The sequence below is a fragment of the Plantibacter flavus genome (genome assembly GCF_002024505.1).
GTDB classification, from domain to species: Bacteria; Actinomycetota; Actinomycetes; order Actinomycetales; family Microbacteriaceae; genus Plantibacter; species Plantibacter flavus_A.
Map to the genome: position 1 here is coordinate 2880814 of NZ_CP019402.1, position 25120 is coordinate 2905933.

Annotated in this window: 19 protein-coding genes and 1 riboswitch; of the genes, 12 read left to right on the forward strand and 7 right to left on the reverse strand. The window is 69.3% G+C overall.

Features of this window, described 5'->3' with window-relative positions; translation table 11 throughout:
* Positions 1 to 20 precede the first annotated feature (20 nt).
* Positions 21 to 1823 carry a succinate dehydrogenase flavoprotein subunit gene (gene sdhA, locus BWO91_RS13390; protein ID WP_079002880.1) on the forward strand — a complete coding sequence of 601 codons (1803 nt, stop codon included), beginning with the start codon at positions 21 to 23 and terminating at the stop codon, positions 1821 to 1823.
* A gap of 2 nt (positions 1824 to 1825) precedes the next feature.
* Positions 1826 to 2593: a succinate dehydrogenase iron-sulfur subunit gene (locus BWO91_RS13395; protein ID WP_064294822.1), complete on the forward strand. Its 768-nt coding sequence runs from the start codon at positions 1826 to 1828 to the stop codon at positions 2591 to 2593.
* Positions 2594 to 2677: 84 nt separating this feature from the next.
* On the opposite strand, the gene ptsP is transcribed toward BWO91_RS13395, so the two are convergent.
* The gene (ptsP, locus tag BWO91_RS13400; protein WP_079002881.1) at positions 2678 to 4336 is read right to left on the reverse strand and encodes a phosphoenolpyruvate--protein phosphotransferase; all 1659 of its coding nucleotides are present in this window, start codon (positions 4334 to 4336) and stop codon (positions 2678 to 2680) included.
* A 57-nt stretch (positions 4337 to 4393) separates the two neighbouring features.
* On the opposite strand from ptsP, the gene BWO91_RS13405 reads away from it, so the two are divergent.
* The 3 genes from BWO91_RS13405 (at position 4394) to trpS (ending at position 7630) form a co-directional block, all read left to right on the forward strand.
* Positions 4394 to 5701, forward strand: coding sequence for a YihY/virulence factor BrkB family protein (locus BWO91_RS13405; RefSeq protein WP_079002882.1), 1308 nt, complete (start codon positions 4394 to 4396; stop codon positions 5699 to 5701).
* A 9-nt stretch (positions 5702 to 5710) separates the two neighbouring features.
* Complete coding sequence (locus BWO91_RS13410; protein WP_064294819.1) at positions 5711 to 6556, forward strand: exodeoxyribonuclease III; 846 nt, start codon at positions 5711 to 5713, stop codon at positions 6554 to 6556.
* A 69-nt stretch (positions 6557 to 6625) separates the two neighbouring features.
* The gene (gene trpS, locus BWO91_RS13415; RefSeq protein WP_079002883.1) at positions 6626 to 7630 is read left to right on the forward strand and encodes a tryptophan--tRNA ligase; all 1005 of its coding nucleotides are present in this window, start codon (positions 6626 to 6628) and stop codon (positions 7628 to 7630) included.
* A gap of 59 nt (positions 7631 to 7689) precedes the next feature.
* Here the strand turns inward: trpS and BWO91_RS13420 are convergent, their stop codons facing one another.
* The 4 genes from BWO91_RS13420 to BWO91_RS13435 all read right to left on the reverse strand — a co-directional run bounded on the left by BWO91_RS13420 (position 7690) and on the right by BWO91_RS13435 (position 13292).
* Complete coding sequence (locus tag BWO91_RS13420; RefSeq protein WP_079002884.1) at positions 7690 to 8589, reverse strand: hypothetical protein; 900 nt, start codon at positions 8587 to 8589, stop codon at positions 7690 to 7692.
* A gap of 450 nt (positions 8590 to 9039) precedes the next feature.
* Positions 9040 to 10554, reverse strand: coding sequence for a glycerol kinase GlpK (glpK, locus tag BWO91_RS13425; RefSeq protein WP_064294818.1), 1515 nt, complete (start codon positions 10552 to 10554; stop codon positions 9040 to 9042).
* Positions 10555 to 10655: 101 nt separating this feature from the next.
* On the reverse strand, positions 10656 to 11408 hold the full coding sequence (locus tag BWO91_RS13430; RefSeq protein ID WP_079002885.1) for an MIP/aquaporin family protein: 753 nt from the start codon (positions 11406 to 11408) through the stop codon (positions 10656 to 10658).
* A gap of 147 nt (positions 11409 to 11555) precedes the next feature.
* Entirely contained in the window at positions 11556 to 13292 is a 1737-nt protein-coding gene (locus BWO91_RS13435) for a glycerol-3-phosphate dehydrogenase/oxidase (RefSeq protein WP_079002886.1), read from the reverse strand.
* Between the two features lie 134 nt (positions 13293 to 13426).
* Between BWO91_RS13435 and BWO91_RS13440 the strand changes: the two genes are divergently transcribed.
* The 7 genes from BWO91_RS13440 (at position 13427) to BWO91_RS13470 (ending at position 22032) form a co-directional block, all read left to right on the forward strand.
* Positions 13427 to 14413 (forward strand): sugar-binding transcriptional regulator, encoded by a 987-nt coding sequence (locus tag BWO91_RS13440; protein ID WP_064294816.1) that lies wholly within the window; start codon positions 13427 to 13429, stop codon positions 14411 to 14413.
* Between the two features lie 90 nt (positions 14414 to 14503).
* Positions 14504 to 14665: riboswitch (FMN riboswitch) on the forward strand.
* A gap of 80 nt (positions 14666 to 14745) precedes the next feature.
* The gene (ribD, locus tag BWO91_RS13445) at positions 14746 to 15822 is read left to right on the forward strand and encodes a bifunctional diaminohydroxyphosphoribosylaminopyrimidine deaminase/5-amino-6-(5-phosphoribosylamino)uracil reductase RibD (protein WP_240555500.1); all 1077 of its coding nucleotides are present in this window, start codon (positions 14746 to 14748) and stop codon (positions 15820 to 15822) included.
* A gap of 21 nt (positions 15823 to 15843) precedes the next feature.
* Positions 15844 to 16539 carry a riboflavin synthase gene (locus BWO91_RS13450; protein WP_079002887.1) on the forward strand — a complete coding sequence of 232 codons (696 nt, stop codon included), beginning with the start codon at positions 15844 to 15846 and terminating at the stop codon, positions 16537 to 16539.
* Entirely contained in the window at positions 16536 to 17819 is a 1284-nt protein-coding gene (gene ribA / locus BWO91_RS13455) for a GTP cyclohydrolase II (RefSeq protein WP_079002888.1), read from the forward strand. The genes BWO91_RS13450 and ribA overlap by 4 nt, the downstream gene beginning before the upstream one ends.
* 82 nt (positions 17820 to 17901) lie before the next feature.
* Complete coding sequence (ribH, locus tag BWO91_RS13460) at positions 17902 to 18372, forward strand: 6,7-dimethyl-8-ribityllumazine synthase (RefSeq protein WP_064294813.1); 471 nt, start codon at positions 17902 to 17904, stop codon at positions 18370 to 18372.
* Between the two features lie 202 nt (positions 18373 to 18574).
* Positions 18575 to 19921, forward strand: coding sequence for an MFS transporter (locus BWO91_RS13465; protein ID WP_064294812.1), 1347 nt, complete (start codon positions 18575 to 18577; stop codon positions 19919 to 19921).
* Between the two features lie 182 nt (positions 19922 to 20103).
* The gene (locus BWO91_RS13470; protein ID WP_079003987.1) at positions 20104 to 22032 is read left to right on the forward strand and encodes an ABC transporter ATP-binding protein; all 1929 of its coding nucleotides are present in this window, start codon (positions 20104 to 20106) and stop codon (positions 22030 to 22032) included.
* Positions 22033 to 22101: 69 nt separating this feature from the next.
* Here the strand turns inward: BWO91_RS13470 and BWO91_RS13475 are convergent, their stop codons facing one another.
* Together BWO91_RS13475 and BWO91_RS13480 are read right to left on the reverse strand one after the other, a co-directional pair.
* Entirely contained in the window at positions 22102 to 23064 is a 963-nt protein-coding gene (locus BWO91_RS13475) for a hypothetical protein (RefSeq protein ID WP_079002889.1), read from the reverse strand.
* 167 nt (positions 23065 to 23231) lie between these two features.
* Positions 23232 to 25097 (reverse strand): phosphoenolpyruvate carboxykinase (GTP), encoded by a 1866-nt coding sequence (locus tag BWO91_RS13480; RefSeq protein WP_079002890.1) that lies wholly within the window; start codon positions 25095 to 25097, stop codon positions 23232 to 23234.
* Positions 25098 to 25120 lie beyond the last annotated feature (23 nt).

The following is a 25120-nucleotide window of genomic DNA, read 5'->3' on the forward strand; positions in this document are numbered from 1 at the left end:
GAGACCGAGCAACGGAAACCGTGACTACAGAAACCACCGAGTCCACCGTCATCGACGGCATCCACTACCACCAGTTCGACATCGTGATCGTCGGTGCCGGCGGTGCCGGCATGCGCGCCGCGATCGAGGCCGGCCCCGGAGCGAAGACGGCCGTCATCTCCAAGCTCTACCCGACGCGGTCCCACACGGGAGCGGCGCAGGGCGGTATGGCCGCTGCGCTCGCGAACGTCGAGGAGGACAGCTGGGAGTGGCACACCTTCGACACCATCAAGGGCGGCGACTACCTCGTCGACCAAGATGCTGCGGAGATCCTCGCGAAGGAGGCCATCGACGCGGTCATCGACCTCGAGAACATGGGTCTGCCGTTCAACCGCACCCCCGAGGGCAAGATCGACCAGCGTCGCTTCGGCGGCCACACCCGCGACCACGGCAAGGCTCCGGTCCGCCGCGCCTGCTACGCGGCAGACCGCACCGGCCACATGATCCTGCAGACGCTGTTCCAGAACTGCGTCCGCCTCGGCATCAACTTCTTCAACGAGTACTACGCACTCGACCTGATCATGACGAACGTCGACGGCGTCGACAAGCCGTCCGGTGTGGTCGCGTACGAGCTCTCCACCGGCGAGATCCACGTCTTCCAGGCGAAGGCGGTCATCTTCGCCACCGGTGGCTTCGGCAAGATCTACAAGACGACCTCGAACGCCCACACCCTCACGGGCGACGGCGTCGGGATCATCTGGCGCAAGGGTCTCCCGCTCGAGGACATGGAGTTCTTCCAGTTCCACCCCACCGGCCTCGCCGGTCTCGGCATCCTCCTCACCGAGGGAGCCCGAGGCGAGGGTGCGATCCTCCGGAACGCGAGCGGTGAACGCTTCATGGAGCGGTACGCGCCGACCATCAAGGACCTCGCCCCGCGAGACATCGTCGCGCGCTGCATGGTCCAGGAGGTCGCGGAAGGCCGCGGTGCCGGACCGAACAAGGACTACGTCTACCTCGACTGCACCCACCTCGGTGCCGAGGTCCTCGAGACCAAGCTGCCCGACATCACCGAGTTCGCGCGCACCTACCTCGGCGTCGACCCGGTGACGGAGCCCGTCCCGGTCATGCCGACGGCGCACTACGCCATGGGCGGCATCCCGACGAACGTCAAGGCCGAGGTCCTGAGCGACAACAACACCGTCGTCCCCGGCCTGTACGCGGCCGGCGAGTGCGCGTGCGTGTCCGTCCACGGCTCGAACCGACTCGGCACGAACTCCCTCCTCGACATCAACGTGTTCGGCAAGCGCGCCGGCAACAACGCCGTCGAGTACGTCCAGAGCGTCGACTTCACGCCCCTGCCCGAGAACCCCGCCGGTTTCGTCTCCGGCCTCATCGAGCAGATGCGGAACTCCAACGGCACCGAGCGGATCTCCACGATCCGCAAGGAACTCCAGGAGGAGATGGACCGCAACGCCCAGGTGTTCCGGACGGACGAGTCCCTCGCCGGAGTCACCGCCACCATCCACAACCTGCGCGAGCGGTACCAGAACATCGCCGTCCAGGACAAGGGCAAGCGTTTCAACACCGACCTCCTCGAGGCGATCGAGCTGGGCTTCCTGCTCGACCTCGCCGAGGTCGTCGTCTACTCCGCTCGCAACCGTCAGGAGAGCCGCGGCGGTCACATGCGCGACGACTACCCGAAGCGCGACGACGAGAACTACATGAAGCACACGATGGCGTACCTGTCCGGCGACCCGCACTCGTCCGACGCGGCCGACCACATCCGGCTCGACTGGAAGCCCGTGGTCATCACGCGGTACCAGCCGATGGAGAGGAAGTACTAGCGATGAGCACTGCAACGCTCGAGAACCCGCCGGCCGCGGCACCGGAGGAGATCCAGTCCTTCACGGTCACCCTGATCATCCGTCGGTTCGACCCGGACGTGGACGCCGAGCCGCGCTGGGAGGACTTCGACGTCGAGATGTTCCCGACGGACCGCATCCTGGACGCGCTCCACAAGATCAAGTGGGAACAGGACGGGACCCTCACCTTCCGTCGCTCCTGCGCACACGGCATCTGCGGCTCCGACGCCATGCGGATCAACGGCCGGAACCGCCTCGCCTGCAAGACGCTGATCAAGGACCTCGACATCTCGAAGCCGATCTACGTCGAGGCGATCAAGGGTCTGCCGCTCGAGAAGGACCTCGTCGTCGACATGGACCCCTTCTTCGCGTCGTTCCGCGAGGTGCAGCCGTTCCTCATGCCCGGCAAGCCCGCGGAGAAGAACAAGGAGCGCGTGCAGTCGGTCGCCGAGCGTGCCCGCTTCGACGACACCACGAAGTGCATCCTGTGCGCCGCGTGCACCTCGTCGTGCCCCGTCTTCTGGACCGACGGCCAGTACTTCGGCCCGGCGGCGATCGTGAACGCGCACCGCTTCATCTTCGACTCCCGCGACGACGCCTCGCAGGTCCGCCTGGACATCCTCAACGACCAGGAGGGCGTGTGGCGCTGCCGCACCACCTTCAACTGCACCGAGGCGTGCCCCCGCGGCATCCAGGTCACGCAGGCGATCGCCGAGGTCAAGCAGGCCATGATCTCCGGCAAGGTCTCCTAGCCCACACCCGGTTCATCCGTCCGGCCCAGCGCACCGCGCTGGGCCGGACGTGTTCGTGCGGGAGGATCCGTGCATCGAGCGACGTCAGGCCAGCGCGGCAGCTCTCGCTTCAGCAGGCGACGCGGCGCTCAGGGCGTCCATCGCCATGGCGCGAGCTGCCTCGAGCGTGTAGCGGCGCAGCTCGCTCCGGACGTCGCCGAGCGCGGCCGGGGTGACCGAGAGACTCGTCGCCCCGAGGCCGACGAGCACGACCGCGAGGGCCGGATCCGCTGCCGCCTCCCCACAGACGCCGATCGAGCGCCCTGAGGCGAGACCGGCGTCACCGACGAGCTTGACGAGCCGCAGCACGGCCGGGTGCCACGGATCCTGGTACGAGCCGAGGGGCCCGAGGAGACGGTCCGCCGCGAGCGTGTACTGCGTCAGGTCGTTGGTCCCGATGCTCACGAAGTCCGCGACCCCGAGGATCTGCGCGGCGAGCAGCGCACTCGACGGCACCTCGATCATCGCCCCGACCGTGCGCAGCCCGAGCCGCTTGGCGAGCGTCACGAACGCCGCGGCTTCGGGAAGGTCGGCGATCATCGGGGCCATCACCCAGAGGTCCGCCTCGTGGGCGTCCTGTGCGAGCGCGAGCGCCGTGAGCTGGTCTCGGAGCACCTCGTCATGAGCGCGGAGCGCCCGGATGCCCCGCACCCCGAGCGCCGGATTGGGCTCGGCGTCGTCCGGTCGGAGGAAGGCGAGCGGCTTGTCGGCTCCGGCGTCGAACACCCGGACGACGACGCGCTTCCCCGGGAACGCCGCGAGCAACTCGCCGTAGCGGTCAGCCTGTTCGGCGACGCCAGGCGCCTCCGCGCGATCGAGGAAGAGGAGCTCGGTGCGGAACAGCCCGACCCCTTCGGCGCCGAGGGCCAGGGCACCGGGCGCGCCGGCGACGGACCCGAGGTTCGCGAGCAGGGGCACCGGGGTGCCGTCGGCGAGTTCGCCCGGCGAGCGCGGTGAGACCCGCACGCGCTCGGCCGCGGTGGACCGGGCCGACCGCACCTCGCGCTTCGTCGGCGACCCCGTGACGACCCCGGCTCCGGCGTCGACGAGGACGATCTCACCGTCCTCGAACTGCTCGGCTCCGGCGACGCCCACGACGGCGATGAGCGACTGCTCGCGCGCGAGGATGGCCGTGTGCGAGGTCGCCGAGCCGCCACTCGTCACGAGGGCCAGCACCCGATCGAGATCGAGGAGTGCGGCGTCCGCCGGAGCGAGGTCCGCGGCGACGAGGACGAACGGCTCCTCCGACTCGGGCGGACCGGGGACAGGCCGACCGAGCAACCGTGCGATGACCCGTTGCGAGACGTCACCGACGTCGGTCGCGCGCGCCGCCATCGGCTCCCCCAGGTTGAAGAGGACCTGCTGGACCGTCGCCAGGGCCTCGAACACGGCGCGCTCCGCGGAACGCCCCGCTGCGATGCGCGTCGCGACGTCCTCTGCCAGTGCCGGGTCGTCGGCCATGACCGCCTGCGCTTCGAGCACGTCCTGCGCATGTCCGCCGGCTCGTCGAGCCCGCTCCTCCAGGTCGACCCGCGTCGCGCTGAGCGCCGCGACGGCCCTGGCCTGTTCGAGCGTGACGTCCCCGCCGAACGGGTCGGCACTCGGTTCGGGCAACGGCTCCGGCATGCGGAGCACGGGACCGGCCACGACGCCGCGTCCGACGCCGGTGCCGGTGAACGTGCGTTGCCCCTCCGCCTCGCGCATGGTTCGACCCTAGTGCACCGCCTCTCCCCCGGTCCGGCCCGCTTGTAGGCTGGTCCGGTGACCAATCCGCGTGCGCCGAGGAAGGACTCCGCCGACGCGCCGGACGTCAGCACCACCCCCAGGGTGCGGCTCCAGCAGACGCCACCTCCGCTGGTGTTCCAATGGATCCAGAACAGCGAGAACCCGTTCATCCGACGACTCGCGCCCCGCGCGGCGAGAGCGGAGCGCGCCACGACGTGGGTCATGCGGTTGAAGCCCTATCGCGTCATCCATCGGTATCTCGCCATGGACGGCAACCTCCTGGCCGCCGGGATCAGCTTCCAGGCCGTCTTCGCCGTGTTCGCAGCGGTCTACGTCGGATTCGCCATCACCGGCATCTGGCTCGGTAGCAACGCCGAGGTCTTCCAAGCACTGGTGGAGATCATCAACCGCGCCGTCCCCGGCCTCATCGGCACCGACGGCGAAGGCATCATCGCCGAGGAGCAGCTGTCGAGCGCCTCCCTCCTCGGGTGGACCGGGGTCATCGCCGCCGTCGGACTCATCTGGACGGCGATCGGATGGTTGTACTACACCCGGCAGGCGGTCCGGTCGATCTTCGCGCTCCCGAAGGTCGCCGCGAGCTTCTTCCTGCTGAAGGTCGTCGACCTCGTGCTCGCGCTCGCCTTCGGCGTCCTCCTCCTCGTCTCCGCGACGCTGTCGGTCGCCAGCACCCAGGCGCTCAGCTGGCTGCTGTCGCTCGTCGGACTGGAGGGCACGTTCTGGGTGACCGTCGGCAGCCGGGTCGTCGGACTGGTCGTCGCGGTCGTCGTGAACCTCGTCACCCTCGGCGCCATGTACCGCGTGCTCAGCCGGATCCGGATCCCGTGGCGCAACCTCTTCGGCGGCGCGCTCCTCGGCAGTCTGGTGCTCTCGCTCCTGAGCGTCGCGAGCAGTGCGGTGATCGCCGGGGCCTCCCGGAACCCGTTGCTCGCGACCTTCGCGGTGTTCATCGGCCTCATGCTGTGGTTCAACCTCGTGAGCCGCGTCATCCTCGCCTCCGCCGCGTGGATTGCCGTGGGTCTCGACGACCAGGGCATCAGTGTGCACACGACGACACCGGAGGAGCAGGCGGCCGAAGAGCTGGCGGCCAGGAGACTGATCGCCGAGGCGGAACTGCGGGAGGCTCGCGAATCCCTCCGGCGCGCCAAGGGCCCGGCGGTCTGGTTCGCCCGCCGACGCGTGCGGCACGCCGAGGAGGCCTCGGCCGAGCTCATCCGACAGCACGGCGAAGACCCCGAGTCGCCCGTGGCGGACGCGTCGGACACGCCCCATCGCCGACGCCCGGGCGGACGCCGGGGCCAGGGCGTTGTCGGCCCCCGCGACTAAGCTGGAGGCATGTCTGCACCCCTCCGCATCGCCAGTGTCAACGTCAACGGAGTCCGCGCGGCCTTCCGCAAAGGGATGGGCGACTGGCTCGAAGACCGCGGGGTCGACATCCTCGCCCTGCAGGAGGTCCGCGCCGCGACGAGCGACCTCGAGACGCTGTTCGGACCAGAGTGGAACATCCTGCACGATGCCGCGACCGCCAAGGGGCGCGCAGGCGTCGCGATCGTCAGCCGTCGCTCGGCGGGCATCCACCGCGTCGCCCTCGGAGCCGACGACTTCGACAGCGCGGGTCGTTGGATCGAGGCCGACTTCGACATCGACGGCACCCTCGTCACGGTCGTGAGCACCTACGTGCACTCCGGCGAGGTCGACACCCCCAAGCAGGTCGAGAAGTTCCGCTTCCTCGAGGCGATGCTCGAGCGGCTGCCCGCACTGCGCGAGCACAACCCGCTGTCCCTCGTCGTCGGCGACCTCAACGTGGGCCACACCGAGCTCGACATCAAGAACTGGAAGGGCAACGTCAAGCGTGCCGGCTTCCTGCCCGCCGAGCGGTCCTACTTCGACCGCTACCTCGGCCCGGCGGGCGAGCCGGTGACGGGCGTCGACGGCGTGACCGGCACCGGCCTCGGCTGGGTCGACATCGGGCGTCAGTCCGCCGGCCAGGTCCCTGGTCCCTACACCTGGTGGTCCCAGCGCGGCCAGGCCTTCGACACCGACACCGGCTGGCGCATCGACTATCAGCTCGCCACTCCCGAGCTCGCGGCCCTCGCCTCCGGGTACACCATCGACCGCGCTGCGGCATACGACCAGCGATGGTCCGATCACGCCCCCGTCGTCGTCGACTACGCCGTCTGACCACCGGCACCACACCACCAGACCACCCGTGCCCCGGCTCCGGCCGCTCATCCCTCTGCGAGAACCCACATGACCAAGCCACGCCTGTACTCCGGCATGCAGCCCTCCGCCGACTCGCTCCACCTCGGCAACTACATCGGCGCCCTCCTGCAGTGGAAGCAGATGCAGCAGGAGCACGACGCCTTCTTCAGCATCGTCGACCTGCACGCGATCACGGTGCCGCAGGACCCCGCCGAGCTCCGGGAGAAGACCCGTCGCACGGCCGCCCAGTACATCGCCGCAGGCATCGACCCCTCGGCCTCGACCCTGTACGTCCAGTCGCACGTCCCGGCGCACGCACAGCTCGCCTGGGTGCTGAACACGATCACCGGCATGGGTGAGGCCGCGCGCATGACGCAGTTCAAGGACAAGTCGGCCAAGCACGGACGCGACGCCTCGTCGGTCGGACTCTTCGCCTACCCGATCCTCATGGCGGCCGACATCCTGCTCTACCAGACCGACATCGTGCCGGTCGGCGACGACCAGCGGCAGCACATCGAGCTCACGCGCGACCTCGCCGAGCGGTTCAACGCCCGCTTCGGCGACACCTTCGTCGTCCCGAAGGCGCAGATCCAGAAGGACTCCGCACGCATCTACGACCTCCAGAACCCGACGTCGAAGATGTCGAAGTCCGCCGAGACCCCGGCAGGCATCATCTGGTTGCTCGACGAGCCGAAGGTCACGCAGAAGAAGATCATGCGTGCCGTCACCGACAACGACGGCGTCATCGCCTTCGACGCGCAGGAGAAGCCCGGCGTCTCGAACCTGCTGAGCATCTACTCCGCGATCACCGGCTCCCCCATCGAGGCGGTCGTCGGCGAGTTCGAGGGTCGTGGCTACGGCGACCTCAAGAAGGGTCTCGCCGAGGTCGTCGTCGGCGAACTCGAGCCGGTCCGTGCGCGCGCGCTCGAGCTCCTCGACGACCCCGCCGAGCTCGACCGCCTGCTCGCGGTCAACGCCGCGCGCGCGACCGAGGTCGCCGAGCAGACCCTCGCCGAGGTCTACGACCGCGTCGGACTCCTCCGCCCAGCCTGATCCCGCCGTCCGTTCGCAACTCCTGCTCGTCGCTGTCCGCAAGCCCGCGCCCGCCGCATTCAGCGCGCAGCCCGCGAAGTGCCCGCGCGGTGGGCAGGAGTTGTGCGCACCTCCCCGATCAGACCGGTGATGGCCGCCGCAACGAGGCCGGGCTCGTACACCACATGCTGGTAGAGCGGTCGCAACGTCGTCAGCCCGCGCGAGGCGGCTCTGAGGTCACGGGTGCGGTCTGAGACGGCGTGCGACCACCCCTCATGATGGGCTCGACTGTCGACCTCGATCAACAACGACTCAGCCACCAGGAGATCACCGCGTCCACCCTCCGCCAGGCGGGGCTGCACCTCGTACGACAGACCGAGGCTGCGGACGATCAAGCGCAGGAGTGTCTCCGGACCTGACTCGGCGCGTCCATCGATCAACGCCATGAGCGCACGAAAGCGTCCGGGCACCAGGGCGAAGACTCGACGGAGGTCAGGTTCATCGACCAACCCGAGATGGACCGCGCTGTCGAGCGTCGCAAGTGCCATACGCGGCGCCTGGCACCGGATGGACTGGGCCAGTGCGTCGATGATCGACACGTCGCAGTCGAACGTGCCGCACGGCTGGTCAAGCGGTCTCCAGTGGAGGCTGAACTCCCGTCGATCGCTGGTAGCCAGCCGTCGGTCCTCCGCCCGCGGTCCGCGAAGTCGTGAGGCGCTGCGGTCCACATGCACATGGACCCGGGTGGCGTCGAACACGAACACACCACGGGCGGCCAGGGTGGACAGGCACGCTCGCCTCCCCCCGATGCGGACTGCGGCACGGATGTCATCGTGCACTCCGGGGAGCGCGTATCGATCGCGCCGCACGCGAACGATCGTTCCGTCGCGCACCGCCTGGGTGATCGCACGCGGTCGCATCCCTTCCTCGAGAAGCGTCGAGCGGGCGAAGATCGTGTGACCAGAAGATGCGCTGTCCATCCATCGATGGTTGGGGCACCGGTCGAGCGGGCGGTCACAAGCGATGGCTTCACCGTCGGTCGAGGACTGCCGGAACCCTGTGGAGGAGGGTCACGGCCGGGGCTTCACCGTCGCGCATGGTTCACAACTCCTGCTGGCCACTGGCCAACGCTCAGGATCGGCCACGGAGAGGCACCGCAGCAGCGACGAGCAGGAGTTGTGCGCAGATGGGACCCCCATCTCGACGAGATGGGGGTCGGAGCGAGTCTTGCGGGAGCAGTTCGTCTGCGCAGAACTCCTGCGCCTGACAGGACCGGTCGGCGCGGGCAGGCGGAATGGCGCGGTTGTTCCCGTGCCGGTCCTCAAGCTGCAGGAGTTCTGCGCAGATTCACCCTTCAGGAGCCGAGCGAGGACGGACGACAGAACGGCCCGCCCTCCGCGAGGAGGACGGGCCGTTCCGGTCGGTCGGGACTACTGCACGTCGTCGTCGACCCAGTCGAAGGTCTTCGTGACGGCCTTCTTCCAGTTGCGGTAGAGGCGGTCGCGCTCTGCGGAGTCCATGTTGGGCTCCCAGCGCTTGTCCTCCTGCCAGTTCTTCGCGAGGTCGTCGAGGTCGGACCAGAAGCCGACGGCGAGACCGGCCGCGTAGGCCGCGCCGAGCGCCGTGGTCTCCGCGACGACCGGTCGGATGACCGGGACACCGAGGATGTCGGCCTGGAACTGCATGAGCGTGTCGTTGGCGGTCATGCCGCCGTCGACCTTGAGCTCCGTCAGCGGGACACCGGAGTCGGCGTTGACGGCGTCGATGACCTCGGCCGTCTGGAACGCGGTCGACTCGAGGGCGGCCCGGGCGATGTGGCCCTTGTTGACGTACCGGGTGAGCCCGACGAGCGCACCGCGGGCGTCCGGACGCCAGTACGGCGCGAACAGCCCGGAGAACGCCGGCACGAAGTACGCGCCACCGTTGTCCTCGACGGTCTTGGCGAGCGCCTCGACCTCGGGAGCGGAGGAGAACATGCCGAGGTTGTCGCGCAGCCACTGGACGAGCGAACCGGTCACGGCGATCGAACCCTCGAGCGCGTAGTGCGGCTTCGCGTCACCGAGCTTGTAGCCGAGCGTCGTCAGCAGACCGTTCTCGGAGTGGACGATCTCCTCACCGGTGTTGAAGATGATGAAGTTACCGGTGCCGTAGGTGTTCTTGGCCTCGCCCTGCTGGAACGCGGCCTGACCGAAGGTCGCCGCCTGCTGGTCGCCGAGGATGCCGGCGATCGGCGTCTCGCGGAGGAGGCTGTCGTCGGACGCGTGGCCGTAGACCTCGGAGGAGCTCTTGATCTCCGGGAGCATCGACTTCGGGACACCGAACGCCTTGAGGATCTCGTCGTCCCACTGCAGGGTCTCGAGGTCCATGAAGAGCGTGCGCGAGGCGTTGGTGACGTCCGTGACGTGCACGCCGCCGTTGACACCACCGGTGAGGTTCCAGATGACCCAGCTGTCGGTCGTGCCGAACAGGAGGTCGCCCGCCTCGGCCTTCTCGCGAGCACCCTCGACGTTCTCGAGGATCCAGACGATCTTGGTGCCGGAGAAGTAGGTCGCCAGCGGCAGGCCGACGGTCTTCTTGAAGCGCTCGACGCCACCGTCCGCAGCGAGGCGGTTCACGATGTCCTGCGTGCGCGTGTCCTGCCAGACGATCGCGTTGTAGACGGGCTGACCGGTGGTCTTGTCCCAGACGACGGCGGTCTCGCGCTGGTTCGTGATGCCGATGGCCGCGATGGCGTGCCTGGTGATGTTGGCCTTGCTGAGCGCCTGGCCGATGACCTCGCGGGTGTTGTTCCAGATCTGGTTCGGGTTGTGCTCGACCCAGCCGGCCTTCGGGAAGATCTGCTCGTGCTCGAGCTGGCCCGTCGAGACGATCGATCCGCTCTTGTCGAAGACGATGGCCCGGGAACTCGTCGTCCCCTGGTCGATTGCGATGACGTAGTCCGCCATTGGATACTCCTTCGTTGCGTGCGTTGCGAGGTGAGGCACCGGAACCGGTGCCCCGGGGTGCCGCGGCGGTGATCGTGTCCGGTCACCGCCGCAGCGTCAGGTCAGACGGCCGGGAGCAGCACCATCGAGGCGAGGGCCGCGAGGACACCACCGAGCAGAGGACCGACGACCGGCACCCAGGCGTAGGACCAGTCGCTCTTGCCCTTGCCCTTGATGGGGAGGAGGGCGTGGGCGATGCGCGGACCGAGGTCACGTGCCGGGTTGATCGCGTAGCCGGTCGGGCCACCGAGGGAGGCTCCGATACCGACGACGAGCAGGGCGACGGGCAGGGCGCCCAGGGCTGCGAGTCCTCCGGGCACGCCCTCGATGACCACCGCGTCGGGGCCGGTCTTGCCGAAGGACATCACGACGAAGACGAGGACGAAGGTCGCGATGACCTCGGTGACGAGGTTCCAGCCGTAGCTGCGGATCTCCGGACCGGTCGAGAAGACACCGAGCTTCTTGCCCGGGTCCTCCTCCTGGTCGAAGTGCTGCTTGAAGGCGAAGTACGTCAGCACGGCACCGATGAAGGCACCGACCATCTGCGCCGCCCAGTAGACGAGCGCCGTACCGAAGTCGATCGACCCCGTGGTGAGGAAGCCGATCGTGACGGCGGGGTTCAGGTGTCCGCCGGAGGCGTAGGACACCGTGACGCCGGCGAAGACCGCGAGGCCCCAACCGAAGTTGATGAGCAGCCAGCCGCCACCGAGGCCCTTGGATTTCGTGAGGATCGCCGTGGCGACCACACCGGTACCGAGCAGGACGAGCATCGCCGTCCCCACGGTCTCGGAGAGGAAGATGGTTCCGAGGTTCATGTCTTCATTGACCTTTCATAGGTGTGGCCGTGTGGGGGCCGACGCCGAGGCGCGAGCCCCCGCTGGGCGAGGTTGCACTGACCAGTTGCTTGTAAGGTAGCCAGCTCCTGTTGCACAGGACAAGGGCCTTGCCTGCACATTCGTGCATTATGAGAACGCCGGGGCCTCCTTGGCGGCGTCCACCCGGAGGTCGACCTGGTGGGCGTCGCGCAGGCGGTCGAGCGCTGCGGAGATCTGCGCGGTCCGTTCGGCGTCGTCCCACCCGAGGACACCGCCGACGACGCGGGCGATCTCGTCGACGAGGCCGGCGGTCAGCGATCCGGTGAACGCGAGGCTCGTGCGGCGGTGCAGCACGTCGGAGAGGTGCACGACCTGCTCCTGCTCGACGAGGTACTCCAGCTCCTGCACGCTGTAGTCGGCAGCGCCCTGCAAGCGGTCATCGCCGTGCTCGGACAGGTGCTCGAGGAGTGCGGCGGCCTTCGTGCCGTACCGGCCCAGCAGCTGCTCGGCGCGCTTGGCGCCGGTGCCGTCCTCGTGCGCGGCGACCCAGGTGCGCGTCGCGGCGTCGGTGCGCGGGAAGCCTGCGCCGCCACCGATCGCGAGTCCGAGGGTCTCCACGGGGCGCGGGGCTCCGATGGTGTTGAGCACGTCCGTGCTGAGGTGCTCGGCGAGGGCCCGGAAGGTGGTCCACTTGCCACCGACGAGGCTGAACACGGTGGTGGACGGACGTGCAGCGGCGGCCCGGCGCTCGATCCGGTAGTCGCGCGACACGAAGCCGGGGGCCTCGTCGTCGTGCTTCGGCAGCGGGCGGATGCCGGAGAACCGGTAGACGATCTGCTCACGCGAGGTCGCGATGGTCGGGAAGACGTGCTTCACGAGGTCGAAGAAGTAGTCGACCTCCTCCTCGGTGCAGACGCTCGGGGTGCTCGGGTCGGCGTCGATGTCGGTCGTGCCGACCATGACCTTGCCCTTGAGCGGGTAGATGAGGACGATGCGGCCGTCCTCGTGCTCGAAGAAGATCTCGCGTCCCTTGGTGGCCGCGTAGAGCTCCGGGTTGTCGAGGACGATGTGCGAGCCCTTCGTGCCGCCCATGTAGGTCGTCGGCTCGCCGAGGCCGGCGTTCGTGAGGTCGGTCCAGGGGCCGGAGGTGTTGACCACGACGTCGCTGGTCACGGTGAAGGTCTGGCCGGTGGCCGTGTCGCGGAGCTCGACGCCGTCGGCACCCATGCCGACCGCCTCGACGTAGTTGACGGCGCGGGCGTGCGGGCCAGCGGCGAGGCCGTCCATGAGGACGTCGAGCGCGAGGCGCTCCGGGTCGTGCATGGAGGCGTCGTAGTAGGTCGCCGTGTACTTGAGGCCCGGGTTCATCTTCGGCAGGTCGGCGAGGGACTTCTTGCGGCCGTGGAAGCGGTGACGCGGCACGCTGCCACCGTCACGGGAGAAGGAGTCGTACGCGGTGAGGCCGACCTTGATGAGCAGCGCGCCACGCTCCTGCGGCTTGCCCTGCTTGTGGGTGAGGAAGCGCAGCGGTGCGGAGAGGATGCCGGAGAAGGTCGAGAAGATCGGGACCGTGGTCTCGAGCGGCTTCACGTAGTGCGGGGCGATCTTGATGAGCCCGTTGCGCTCCTGCACCGACTCCTGGACGAGGCGGAACTCACCGTTCTCGAGGTACCGGATGCCGCCGTGGATCATGTGGCTCGACGCGGCGGAGGCGCCGGAGGCCCAGTCGTTGCGTTCCACGAGCGTGACGTCGACGCCCTGGAGCGCCAGGTCGCGGAAGGTCGCGATGCCGTTGATGCCGCCGCCGATGATGAGCACCGACGCCTGCGGGCGGTCGATGACGGACTGGACGGTGGAACGGGGAGCTGACGACTTGAGGGACATGAGATGCCTCGCTTCTTCGCGGTTGGAACGCGACGCTGCCGGGATTGCGCGCCGCTGAATGATGTGACTGAATACATCGTGACACCCGCTGCAACTCTGAACAGCCCTAGTGAACAAACGTGCAAGGAGACCCGATGTCGCTCGCAGACGCGCTCAGTCAGCCGGACCGGACGGCCGAGGCGCTCCGTGCCGCACAGCTGTATTACGTGCAGGACCTCACCATGGAGGCCATCGCCCAGGAGCTCCACACCTCCCGGTCGTCGGTGTCCCGCCTGCTCGGATATGCGCGGGAAAGCGGGCTCGTCGACATCCAGGTGCGCTCCCCGCACGACATGCCGTCGCGGCTCGAAGCGGAGTTCCGCGACCGGTTCGGCGTGACCGCCCACATCGTCCCGGTCCCCGACCACACGAGCGACATCGACCGCCTGGAGCGGGTCGCCCTCTCGGCTGCACGTTTTCTCGGCTCCGTGTTCGACTCGAACATGACGCTCGGCCTGGCCTGGGGCTCGACCGTGAGTGCGGTGGCGAGGCACCTCACCCCCAAGCGGACCCACAACTCGCAGATCGTCCAGCTGAACGGTGCGGCCAACACGCGCACCTCGGGCATCCTCTACGCGAGTGAGATCCTGCATCGGTACGCGGACGCCTACGGGGCCTACGCGCAGCAGTTCGCGGTTCCGGCCTTCTTCGACGACCCGTCGACCAAGCTCGCCCTGTGGCGGGAGCGCAGCATCCGACGCGTGCTCGAGATCCAACGGCGCATGGACGTCGCGCTGTTCGGTCTCGGTTCGCAGCTCTCGGGCGTACCCAGCCACGTGTACGTCGGCGGCTACCTCGACGACAGCGACTTCGAGGCGCTCGCGAGCGCCGGGGCGGTCGGGGACGTCGCGACCGTCTTCTTCCGCGCCGACGGTTCGTGGCGGGACATCCCCTTCAACAACCGCGCATCCGGACCCGACCTCGACGTGCTGCGCGGGGTCTCCCGTCGGATCTGCGTGGTCGCCGGTGCCGCCAAGGTGCCGCCGCTCCTCGGGGCGTTGGCGGGAGGGCTCATCTCCGACCTCGTGGTCGACGAGGGAACCGCCCGCGCGGCGATCGATCAGCATGACGCCCAGCGCTGACCCCGGCCGCTTCAGGCGCTGCAACCGGGCGTCATCCGAACCGGGAATAGGGCACCCACTCAGCCCGTTGACCTAGAATCGACAACACGTAACGTGCTCCGGGGTCGGTGAGAGTCCGAACCGGCGGTGATAGTCCGCGACCCGTGTCTCGCGCAAGCGAGGCCCGGTTGACCTGGTGGAACTCCAGGACCGACGGTTATGAACGCGTCTGCTCGCAGACGGCGTTCGAGTCCGGATGGAAGGAAGCACGGGCGTCGGCCGATGGTCGACGCCGGCGAGCACCTGCCCGCGACCCCGGAACTCGTGTCAGTACCGACCGAGATGACGGACAGATGAGCGCAGGAACCGAGGCACCGCAGGCGAGTGTCCGCGAGGAGCAGGCCATGCTGCGCGCGCTCGAACTCGCCGCCAACGGCCCCGCCCGCGGCGTCAACCCCCGCGTCGGCTGCGTCATCCTCGACGACGACGGCACCGTGCTCGCCGAGGGCTGGCACCGCGGAGCCGGCACCCCGCACGCGGAGGTCGACGCCCTGTCCCACCTCGCGCCCGGGGCGGCCCGTGGCGCGACCGCCGTCGTCACCCTGGAACCGTGCAACCACACGGGCCGGACCGGTCCGTGTGCCGTCGCCCTCCTCGAGGCCGGCGTCGAGCGCGTCGTGTTCGCCGTGGACGACCCCGGCCACCACTCCGGGGGTGGAGCGGAACGGCTCCGCGACGGCGGCGTGACCGTCATCGGCGGCGTGCTCGCCGGACCGGCGGAGGACCTCCTCGGTGACTGGCTCACCACCGCCCGCCTCGGGCGTCCGCTCGTCACCGTGAAGTGGGCCTCGAGTCTCGACGGGCGGATCGCCGCGAGCGACGGCACGAGCCGCTGGATCACCGGCGATGCCGCACGCGACGACGTCCACCGTCGGCGGGCCGCCCACGACGCGATCCTCGTCGGCACGGGGACGGTCCTCGCCGACGACCCGAGCCTCACCGCTCGCGACGACCGCGGCGACCTCCTGCCCGAGCAGCCCCTGCCCGTCGTCATGGGCGATCGCCCGATCCCCCGGGACGCCGCCGTCCACCGCCACCCCCGGCCGGTCGTCCTCCACCACGGGCATGATCCGGCCGCGCTGCTCGCCGAGCTCCGCGCCGCGGGCGTCCGGAGCGTGTTCATCGAGGGCGGCCCGACCATCGCCACGGCGTTCCTCCGCGCAGGACTCGCCGACACGGTCCTCACCTATCTCGCCCCCGTGCTCCTCGGCGGCCCTCGCCTCGCGATCGGCGACCTCGGTGTCGACACCATCGGCGAAGCGATCCGACTCACCACCGTCGGCGTCGAACCACTCGGCGACGACCTCCTCGTCATCACGACACCCGACCGCAGCGCCTCCGCCTCGGCCGCCCACCACCTCACCGCCTGACCCCCAGAGAACGGACCACCCATGTTCACGGGCATCATCGAAGAACTCGGCACCATCGTCGCCATCGACCACGGCGACGACTCGGCACGTTTCACCGTCCGTGGCCCGCTCGCCCTCGAGGGCACCCGGCACGGGGACTCCATCGCCGTGAGCGGTGTCTGCCTCACCGTCGTCGAGCAGACCGGTGAGACGTTCACGGCCGACGTCATGGCCCAGACCCTCGCGATGAGCTCGCTCGACGGCGTCACGGTCGGATCTCCGGTCAACCTCGAACGTGCGGCCCGCGTCGGTGACCGTCTCGGTGGACACATCGTCCAAGGGCACGTCGACGGCACCGGCACCGTCCTGGCCACGGTGCCCGGCGAGGCCTGGCGCATCGTGCGTGTCTCGCTCCCCGCGGCACTCGCGCCGCTCGTCGTCGACAAGGGGTCGATCACCGTCGACGGCGTCTCGCTCACCGTCAGCGCCATCAGCGCTCCGGATGCACCGGAGGCCTGGTTCGAGGTGTCCCTCATCCCCGAGACGCTGGCCGCGACGACGCTCGGCGATCGGGTCCCCGGCGACCGTGTGAACCTCGAGACCGACATCCTCGCCAGGCACGTCGAGCGCATGCTCGCCTTCAGCCGTCTCGAGTCGGCACTCCCCAGCAGCATCGGCCAGGATCCGCAGTCCGCGGACCCGGTCGGCACCACCGCCACCGGAAGGGGCAACGTATGAGCATCGCCAGCATCCCGGAGGCCCTCGAGGCACTCCGCCAGGGCCGTCCCGTCATCGTGGCCGACGACGAAGGCCGAGAGAACGAGGGCGACGTGATCCTCGCTGCGGAGTCCGCCACCCAGGAGTGGATCGCATGGACGGTCCGGCACTCCTCCGGATTCATCTGCGCACCGATGACGAACGAGATCGCCGACCGCTTGGCCCTCCCGCCGATGGTCGCGCTCAACGAGGACCCCAGAGGCACCGCGTACACCGTCACGGTCGACGCGGCCGACCGACTCAGCACCGGCATCAGCGCCGCCGACCGCGCTCACACCCTGCGCGTGCTCGCCGACCCGGCGTCCGTGCCTGCCAGTCTCTCGCGCCCCGGACACATCGTCCCGTTGCGCGCCGTCGACGGCGGGGTGCGCGAGCGCGACGGGCACACGGAGGCGGCCGTCGACCTCATGAAGCTCGCGGGGCTCGTCCCGGTCGGAGCGATCTCCGAGATCGTCGCCGACGACGGCGAGATGATGCGTCTGCCCGGCCTCATCGCGCTCGGCGAGCGGGAGGGCGTGCTCGTCACGACGATCGCCGCGCTCGTCGCGTTCCTCGAGGAGAACCCCGACGCGGCCGCGGTCTGCGCCGAGGAACGCACCGCCCAGGCGGCCATCCCCGAGTCGTCGAACGTGTCCTTCGAGGTGGAGACGACCGTCCCGACAACGCACGGCTCGTTCCGGTTGCGCGCCTACCGCGACCGCAGGACCGGTGCCGACCACGTCGCCATCATCGCCGGCGACCCGCAGGCCACCGGTGCGCTCGTGCGCGTCCACTCGGAGTGCCTGACCGGCGAGGCGTTCGGCTCGCTCAAGTGCGAGTGCGGTCCGCAGCTCGACAGCGCCCTCGACACCATCCAGCGCCACGGCGGTGTCGTCGTCTACCTGCGTGGGCACGAGGGGCGCGGCATCGGTCTCGTCAACAAGCTGCGTGCGTACCGGTTGCAGGAGGACGGTCTCGACACCCTCGACGCCAACCTCGCGCTCGGGCTGCCGGCCGACGCCCGCGACTACACGGCGGCGAGCGCGATCCTGACGGACCTCGGCATCACCTCCGTGCGCCTGCTCTCGAACAACCCGGAGAAGGAGCGACAGCTCACGAACCACGGCATCGCCGTGAGCGAGCGCGTCCCGTTGGTGGTCGGCGTCGGCCTGTTCAACGAGGGCTACCTCGAGACGAAGCGCGACCGCATGGGCCACAGCATCGGCTTCGAGCTCGCACCGGAACCGCACCCGCACCAGTAGTCCACCATCGCTCCTCGATTCCTTCGAGGAGCGGGAACACCACCAACCCCCGATGCGCTCGGGGACGAAGACAGGAGACCGCATGAGCGGCGAAGGATCCCCCACCATCAGCGTCGACGGCACCGGCCTCGACATCGTCGTCATCGCCGGCACCTGGCACGAGACCATCACCGACGGTCTCATCGCCGGAGCCGTCAAGGCCCTCGATGCGAGCGGTGCCAACCATCGCCTCGTGCGGGTCCCCGGGAGCTTCGAGCTCCCGGTCGTCGCCAAAGCCGCCCTCGAGGCCGGGGCCGATGCGGTCGTCGCCCTCGGGGTCATCATCCGCGGCGGCACGCCGCACTTCGAGTACGTCTCCGACGCCGCGACGAGCGGCCTCACCCAGGTCAGCATCCAGACGGGCAAGCCCGTCGGCTTCGGCGTCCTCACCCTCGACGACGAGAAGCAGGGGCTCGACCGCGCGGGGCTTCCCGGGTCGAAGGAGGACAAGGGGGCGGAGGCCGCCGATGCCGCCGTGGCCACCGCGGTCGTCCTCCGCGAGCTGCGCGGCTGACTCGAGCGCGTCGCATCACGCGGCATTCCGGTATCGGCATCCGCCCTGCTGGGCAACCGAATACCGGAATGCCGCACTTCGGCGTACAGTGTCATGGTCCTGCCACAAGCGGGCGAACCTCTGATCCTGCCGTCGTCGGCGGGCGTGCGCGACCGGTGCTGATGCTTCGACGGCGTCCATTCCCGAACCGAAACGCGCACGCATGTCTCTCGAAGCAACCCCAGTCACCAAGGCCCCGGTCAATCCGCGCTCTCGTGTCGTCCTCGCCAGCCTCATCGGCACGACGATCGAGTTCTACGACTTCTACGTCTACGCGACGGCCGCCGTCCTCGTCTTCCCGCACCTCTTCTTCCCGAGTGAGGACCCGACCGCGGGTCTCCTCGCCTCCTTCGCCGTGTTCGGCGCCGCGATGGTGGCACGCCCCGTCGGTGCCGTCATCTTCGGGCACCTCGGCGACAAGCGCGGTCGGAAGGCGACGCTCGTCGGTGCCCTCCTCACCATGGGGATCGCGACCTTCCTCATCGGCCTCCTGCCCACCTACCAGCTCGTCGGCTGGGTCGCCCCGCTGCTGCTCGTGATCCTCCGCATCGGTCAGGGCTTCGCGCTCGGCGGCGAATGGTCGGGTGCCGCCCTCGTGGCGACCGAGAACGCGCCGACCGGCAAGCGTGCCCTGTTCGGCACGTTCCCGCAGCTCGGTGCGCCGATCGGCTTCATCATCGCCAACGGACTCTTCCTGATCATCGCGGCTATCCTGCCGAGCGACGACCCGTCCATGCCGTCCGAGGCGTTCCTCGAGTGGGGTTGGCGCATCCCGTTCCTGTTCTCCGTCGTCATGGTGATCGTCGGCCTCTGGGTCCGACTCCGCCTCGTCGAGAGCAACGCGTTCACGAACGCGAAGGAGCAGGGCAAGGTGCAGCGGTCGCCGCTCGCGAGCGTCGTCAAGCTGCACTGGCGCAAGCTGCTCCTCGGCACCTTCTTCATGCTCGCCACGTACGTCCTCTTCTACCTGATGACGACGTTCTCGCTGAGCTACGGCCGTGCGCCGCTCGACGCGCCGGTCGCCGGCCTCGGCTACAGCTACACGACCTTCGTCCTCATGCTCATCGCCGGCGTGGTCTTCTTCGGGATCTTCACGCTCGTGTCCGGCCCCTTCGCCGACAAGTACGGACGCCGGAGGACGCTCATCGTCGTGACGAGCGCGATCCTCGTGTTCGGGCTCGTCTGGGTCCCGCTGCTCGGCGCCGGGTTCACGGGGGTCATGATCTGGCTCATCATCGGGTTCAGCCTCATGGGGTTCACCTTCGGACCGATGGGCGCCCTGCTGCCCGAGCTGTTCCCGACGAACGTGCGGTACACCGGGTCGGGGATCTCGTACAACGTGTCGTCGATCCTCGGCGCAGCGGTCGCACCGTTCATCGCCGTCGCACTGTGGAGTGCCGGCGGCGGCAGCCCGTTCTGGGTCGGCGTCTACCTCTCGGTGATGGCCCTGATCACGCTCGTCGCCCTCATCGTCTCCAAGGAGACCAAGGACGTCGACATCGACGCCTGATCGAGGCGATCACCGAGGGCCGGTGCGTGGAGGACACCTCCGCGCACCGGCCCTTGCTGCGTCGGCGCTCGGCGCGTCGGCTTCGGGCTCGGCGCGTGCGACCGTCGCCTAGAGTTGAACCACGGTGCGCCGTCGCCATGGACGTCTCGGAGCCGCGCACCGCACCTCGGAGGAAGAGCACCATGAGCACCCCAGCGCGCCCGGCACGCAGCCGCAACCCGTTCAGCCGACCGAAGGACGACGGTCCCCGCGCGAGCCTCAAGCAGCTCATGCCGTACATCTTCGAGCACCGCTCGATCCTCATCGTCGTCATCATCCTGAGCGTCATCGGAGCGGCCGCGTCACTCGCCCAGCCGCTCATCGTCAGCCAGGTGATCGGGGTCGTCGAGGCGGGCCGGTCGCTCGGCAACCTGGCGTGGCTCCTCGTCGGGCTCGTCGTGGTCTCCGGCGTCATCAGCGGATACCAGCACTACCTGCTGCAGCGCGCAGGCACCGGGGTCGTGTACTCCTCCCGGCGCCAGCTGATCGCGCGCATCTTCCGGCTGCCGATCAGCCAGTTCGACACGCGCCGCACCGGCGACCTCGTCTCGCGGGTCGGCAGCGACACGACCATGCTCTATGCCGTCCTGACGCAGGGCTTCGTGGACGCCGTCGGCGGTGCCATCACCTTCCTCGGCGCACTCATCGCCATGGCGATCATCGACCCCGTCCTGCTGGGTCTCACCCTCCTCGTCGTCATCGTCTCGGTCGTCGTGGTCGTCGCGCTGAGCGGACGCATCCGCGTCGCCAGCCGCGAGCAGCAGACCAAGGTGGGTGAGCTCGCCGCGGCGGTCGAGCGGGCCATCAGCTCCATCCGCACCATCCGCGCGTCCAACGCGACCGACCGCGAGATCGACGCGGTGGACGGCGTGGCCAAGGAGGTCTACGGCGTGGGCGTGCGGATCGCGAAGATCTCCTCGCTGGTCGTCCCGGTCGCCGGCATCGCCATGCAGACCTCGTTCCTGGTCGTCCTCGGCGTCGGTGGGTTCCGCGTCGCGTCCGGGGCCATCACGATCGCGAGTCTCGTCGCGTTCATCCTCTTCCTGTTCATGATGATCATGCCGCTCGGTCAGGCCTTCGGTGCGATCACGAGCGTCAACCAGGCGCTCGGAGCGCTCGGCCGGATCCAGGAGATCCTCGACCTGCCCGACGAGGGCGACGACGACGCGGCCATCGCCGCGCGGGTCGGACGTCCCGGGGCCGCCTCAGCGTCCGCTCCGGCGATCGAGTTCGACGGGGTCGAGTTCGCCTACCCGGACGCGGCGGTCATCGAGCGCGAACGGGCCGCAGCGGAGGCGCTCGCGACCGATGCGCTGAGCGAGGGCACCAGCGCACCGCAGGTCGTCGCCGCCGACGCCGCCCGGCTCACCGAGGCACAGTCGGCGCTCGGTCGTCAGGTGCTCCGTGGGGTGTCCTTCGCCGCGATGCAGGGCAGACGCACGGCGCTCGTCGGACCGTCCGGCGCCGGCAAGAGCACCATCCTCGGGCTCATCGAACGGTTCTACGACCCGACGGCCGGTGCCATCCGGCTGGGCGGCGTCGACATCCGCACGATCCCCCGCGCCGACCTCCGGGACCAGATCGGGTACGTGGAACAGGACGCCCCGGTCCTCGCCGGCACGCTGCGTGACAACCTGCTGTTGTCGTCACCGGATGCGAGCGACGCCGACTGCGAGCGCGTCCTGCACGCGGTCAACCTCGGCGGGGTCCTCGACCGCAACCCACTCGGTCTCGCCGCTCCGGTCGGCGAGGACGGCATCATGCTGTCGGGTGGCGAGCGGCAACGCCTCGCCATCGCTCGCGCCATCCTCGCGGCTCCCCCGATCCTGTTGTTGGACGAGTCGACCTCGAGCCTCGACGGTGTCAACGAGCAGATGATGCGGGAAGCCATCGACGCGGTCGCGACGGGACGCACGCTCATCGTCATCGCGCACCGGCTCTCGACCGTCGTCGACAGCGATCAGATCGTCGTCCTCGAGGAGGGTCGGGTGGTCGGCGTCGGCACCCACAGCGACCTCGTGACCGAGGTCCCGCTCTACCGCGAACTCGCCAAGCACCAGCTCCTCGTGTGACCCCGGTTCATTCGCCCATTCTTGGGCGAATGGGTGCTCCGTCGCCCAAAAAAGGGCGAATGAACGGTGTCACGGGCGCCATCCTGCCGCAATGAGGCGCTCGCGTGCTCGGTCGATCGCGACCGCGGCACCCGCTTGCAGGTGGTGTGCGAGGAAGCGGTCGTGGGACCAGCCGAGTCTGGTGACGGCATGGATCCGGTCGACGTCCTTCGCGAACTGCCCCGGGTCGGTGGCGTGCTGGCGCCCGTCGTACTCGAACGCTGCGCGATACGCCGGGTAGGCGAGGTCGAGACGTGCGATGAATCGCCCCCAGCGATCGCGGAGTTCGTGGTTGAGCACCGGCTCCGGGAGGCCGGCACGAACGAAGGCGAGTCGGAGTTCCGTTTCCTTCGGCGATTCGGAACCAGCGCGGATCTGCGAGAGCGCGGCACGGAGTGCCCCCGCGCCGAGACGCCGGGATCCGCTGAGCGCCGCTCCGAGGTCGTCGAGCGAGCAGAGCGCTGGAAGGCGCTGGTTGAGCCACCGGCCGGACGCACCACGCTCACGGATCAGATGATCGCCGACCGCGATCAGCTCATCGATGTCGAGAATCGGTCCGGGCCGACACCACATGTCGGCGGGACTCACGACCGCGAGCCTCTCGACGAGGATCGGATCGCCGAAGAGGCCCGCCAAGCGATGGCCGACGACCCCGGCAACCCTGGGCGCTCGGTCCGGCGGCCGGACGCCGACATGCACCTCGTCCCAGCGCAGCCGCGCCGGGAGCGGAGCCTCCAGGAGATGCGCGGCCGACAGGTGCGAGAAGAACTGCGCCGGTGCCATTCGCAAGGCGTACGCACGACACAGCTCCAGGTGCGCGAGATGACGCTGTTCGGGAGGCAGGTCCGCGCCCCTGCGCGGTGCAGCGAGGCTCCGAACCCCCGGGAACGGTGCCGGGACGCGCGTCGTGCGGAGGCGCTCCGGCGAGACGCCCTGCTCCAGCGCCGAGCGGACGGAGAAGGCGTGGTGATCGGGTAGATCGGTCGGCGTCATGCTTCGATCGTCGCGCGATCGGTCGGTCCGCGAACGGCGTATCCTCCTCGTATCGACAAGCCGCCGCGGTCTCCAGCCTGTGGAGCGCCCTCGTCACCGGTTCGTTCGCCCATCTTTGGGCACCCGAACCTCCATTCGCCCAAAATTGGGCGAATGGAGGACGAGGATCAGGATCGGAGGCGGTAGCGCAGGGCGGCGAGTTCCGCACGGAGGGCGGCCGGGACGCGGCTGCCGAAGGTGTCGAAGAAGGACTCGGTGAGGTCGCACTCGACGAGCCAGGACTCGCGGTCGACGGCGAACAGGGCGTCGAGGTCGGCCTCGGGCACGTCGATGCCGTCGAGGTTCAGCTCGTCGAGGAGCGGCAACCGGCCGATCGCCGACTCCCGTGCGTCGGCCTCGTGCTCGAGCCGCCGCACGATCCACTCGACGACCCGGGAATTCTCGCCGAAGCCAGGCCACAGGAAGGAGCCGTCGGCGTCCTTCCGGAACCAGTTGACCTGGAAGATCCGCGGCGCCTTGCCGTGCTCGAGTGCACCGCCCACTCGGAGCCAGTGACTCCAGTAATCCGCCATGTTGTAGCCGCAGAACGGGAGCATCGCGAAGGGGTCGCGACGGAGCTCGCCGACCGTGCCCTCTGCGGCGGCGGTCTGCTCGGAGGAGATCGTCGCCCCCATGAACACGCCGTGCTCCCAGCTGCTGGCCTCGACCACGAGCGGGACGTTCGTGGCGCGACGCCCGCCGAAGAGGATCGCGTCGAGCGGGACGCCGTCGGCCGCGTCCCAGTCGTCGGCGATCGACGGGCACTGCGCCGCCGCGACGGTGAACCGCGAGTTCGGGTGGGCCGCCGGGCGCCCCGACTCGGGCGTCCAGTCCTGGCCCTGCCAGTCGACGAGGTGGGCGGGCGGCTCGGGGGTCAGTCCCTCCCACCAGACGTCTCCGTCGTCGCGGAGCGCGACGTTCGTGAAGATCGTGTTGCCCCACAGGGTGTCGACGGCCGTCGCGTTCGTGCCGGCGCCCGTGCCGGGTGCGACCCCGAAGAAGCCGGCCTCCGGGTTGATGGCGTACAGACGGCCGTCGTCGCCGGGTCGGATCCACGCGATGTCGTCGCCGAGGGTCTCGACCGTCCACCCGGGGATCGTCGGACGCAGCATCGCCAGGTTGGTCTTGCCACAGGCCGAGGGGAACGCGGCGGCGATGTGGAACGCCCGGCCCTCCGGCGAGACGACCCGGACCAGCAGCATGTGCTCGGCCAACCAACCCTCGTCGCGTCCGATGACCGAGGCGATCCGCAGTGCGAAGCACTTCTTCGCGAGGAGTGCGTTACCGCCGTAGCCGGAGCCGAAGGACCACACTTCGCGCGTCTCCGGGAACTGGACGATGTACTTGGTGTCGTTGCACGGCCAGACCACGTCGGCCTGCCCCGCGTCGAGCGGGGCGCCGACCGAGTGGACGGTCCTGACCCACGGTTGTCCGTCGGCGATGAGCTCCAGCACGCGGTCACCCATCCGCGTCATGATCCCCATGCTGAGCACCGCGTACGCCGAGTCGGTGATCTGCACGCCGAGCTGCGAGAGCGGCCCGCCGACCGCGCCCATCGAGAACGGCACGACGTACATGGTGCGACCGCGCATGCTGCCGGCGAAGACCCCGTGCAGTTCGTCACGCATCACTGCGGGATCCCGCCAGTTGTTGGTCGGGCCGGCGTCCTCCTCCTGCTCGGAGCAGATGAAGGTGCGGTCCTCGACGCGCGCGACGTCGCGCGGATCGCTGCGGGCGAGGAAACTGTTCGGCCGCCACTCGGGGTTGAGCTTGATCAGCTTCCCCTCCTCGACGAGCTGGTGGGTGAGCCGGTGCGACTCGCTCGCGGAGCCGTCGACCCAGTGGATCGCGGACGGCTCCAGGAGGGCCGCGAGGTCGTCGACCCAGGCGTGCAGCTCGGCGAGGCCGGTCCGCTTCGGGCGCGGCACCGCTCGGAGCTCCGCGCGGGCGGCGAGGGCGGGTGCGGTATCGGGAATCAGTTCGGCGATGGACATGCGTTCCTCCGGCGTTGGTGGGA

What these genes read in the sequence shown, in the direction of transcription:
- BWO91_RS13450 (WP_079002887.1), top strand. Translation starts at nt 15,844, where the DNA reads ATGTTCACGGGCATCATCGAAGAACTCGGCACCATCGTCGCCATCGAC.
- BWO91_RS13410 (WP_064294819.1), top strand. Translation starts at nt 5,711, where the DNA reads ATGTCTGCACCCCTCCGCATCGCCAGTGTCAACGTCAACGGAGTCCGC.
- BWO91_RS13480 (WP_079002890.1), bottom strand. Translation starts at nt 25,097, where the DNA reads ATGTCCATCGCCGAACTGATTCCCGATACCGCACCCGCCCTCGCCGCC.
- BWO91_RS13440 (WP_064294816.1), top strand. Translation starts at nt 13,427, where the DNA reads ATGTCGCTCGCAGACGCGCTCAGTCAGCCGGACCGGACGGCCGAGGCG.
- BWO91_RS13435 (WP_079002886.1), bottom strand. Translation starts at nt 13,292, where the DNA reads ATGTCCCTCAAGTCGTCAGCTCCCCGTTCCACCGTCCAGTCCGTCATC.
- BWO91_RS13395 (WP_064294822.1), top strand. Translation starts at nt 1,826, where the DNA reads ATGAGCACTGCAACGCTCGAGAACCCGCCGGCCGCGGCACCGGAGGAG.
- glpK (WP_064294818.1), bottom strand. Translation starts at nt 10,554, where the DNA reads ATGGCGGACTACGTCATCGCAATCGACCAGGGGACGACGAGTTCCCGG.
- BWO91_RS13465 (WP_064294812.1), top strand. Translation starts at nt 18,575, where the DNA reads ATGTCTCTCGAAGCAACCCCAGTCACCAAGGCCCCGGTCAATCCGCGC.
- BWO91_RS13475 (WP_079002889.1), bottom strand. Translation starts at nt 23,064, where the DNA reads ATGACGCCGACCGATCTACCCGATCACCACGCCTTCTCCGTCCGCTCG.
- ptsP (WP_079002881.1), bottom strand. Translation starts at nt 4,336, where the DNA reads ATGCGCGAGGCGGAGGGGCAACGCACGTTCACCGGCACCGGCGTCGGA.
- BWO91_RS13420 (WP_079002884.1), bottom strand. Translation starts at nt 8,589, where the DNA reads ATGGACAGCGCATCTTCTGGTCACACGATCTTCGCCCGCTCGACGCTT.
- ribA (WP_079002888.1), top strand. Translation starts at nt 16,536, where the DNA reads ATGAGCATCGCCAGCATCCCGGAGGCCCTCGAGGCACTCCGCCAGGGC.
- trpS (WP_079002883.1), top strand. Translation starts at nt 6,626, where the DNA reads ATGACCAAGCCACGCCTGTACTCCGGCATGCAGCCCTCCGCCGACTCG.
- ribD (WP_240555500.1), top strand. Translation starts at nt 14,746, where the DNA reads ATGAGCGCAGGAACCGAGGCACCGCAGGCGAGTGTCCGCGAGGAGCAG.
- BWO91_RS13430 (WP_079002885.1), bottom strand. Translation starts at nt 11,408, where the DNA reads ATGAACCTCGGAACCATCTTCCTCTCCGAGACCGTGGGGACGGCGATG.
- BWO91_RS13470 (WP_079003987.1), top strand. Translation starts at nt 20,104, where the DNA reads ATGAGCACCCCAGCGCGCCCGGCACGCAGCCGCAACCCGTTCAGCCGA.
- ribH (WP_064294813.1), top strand. Translation starts at nt 17,902, where the DNA reads ATGAGCGGCGAAGGATCCCCCACCATCAGCGTCGACGGCACCGGCCTC.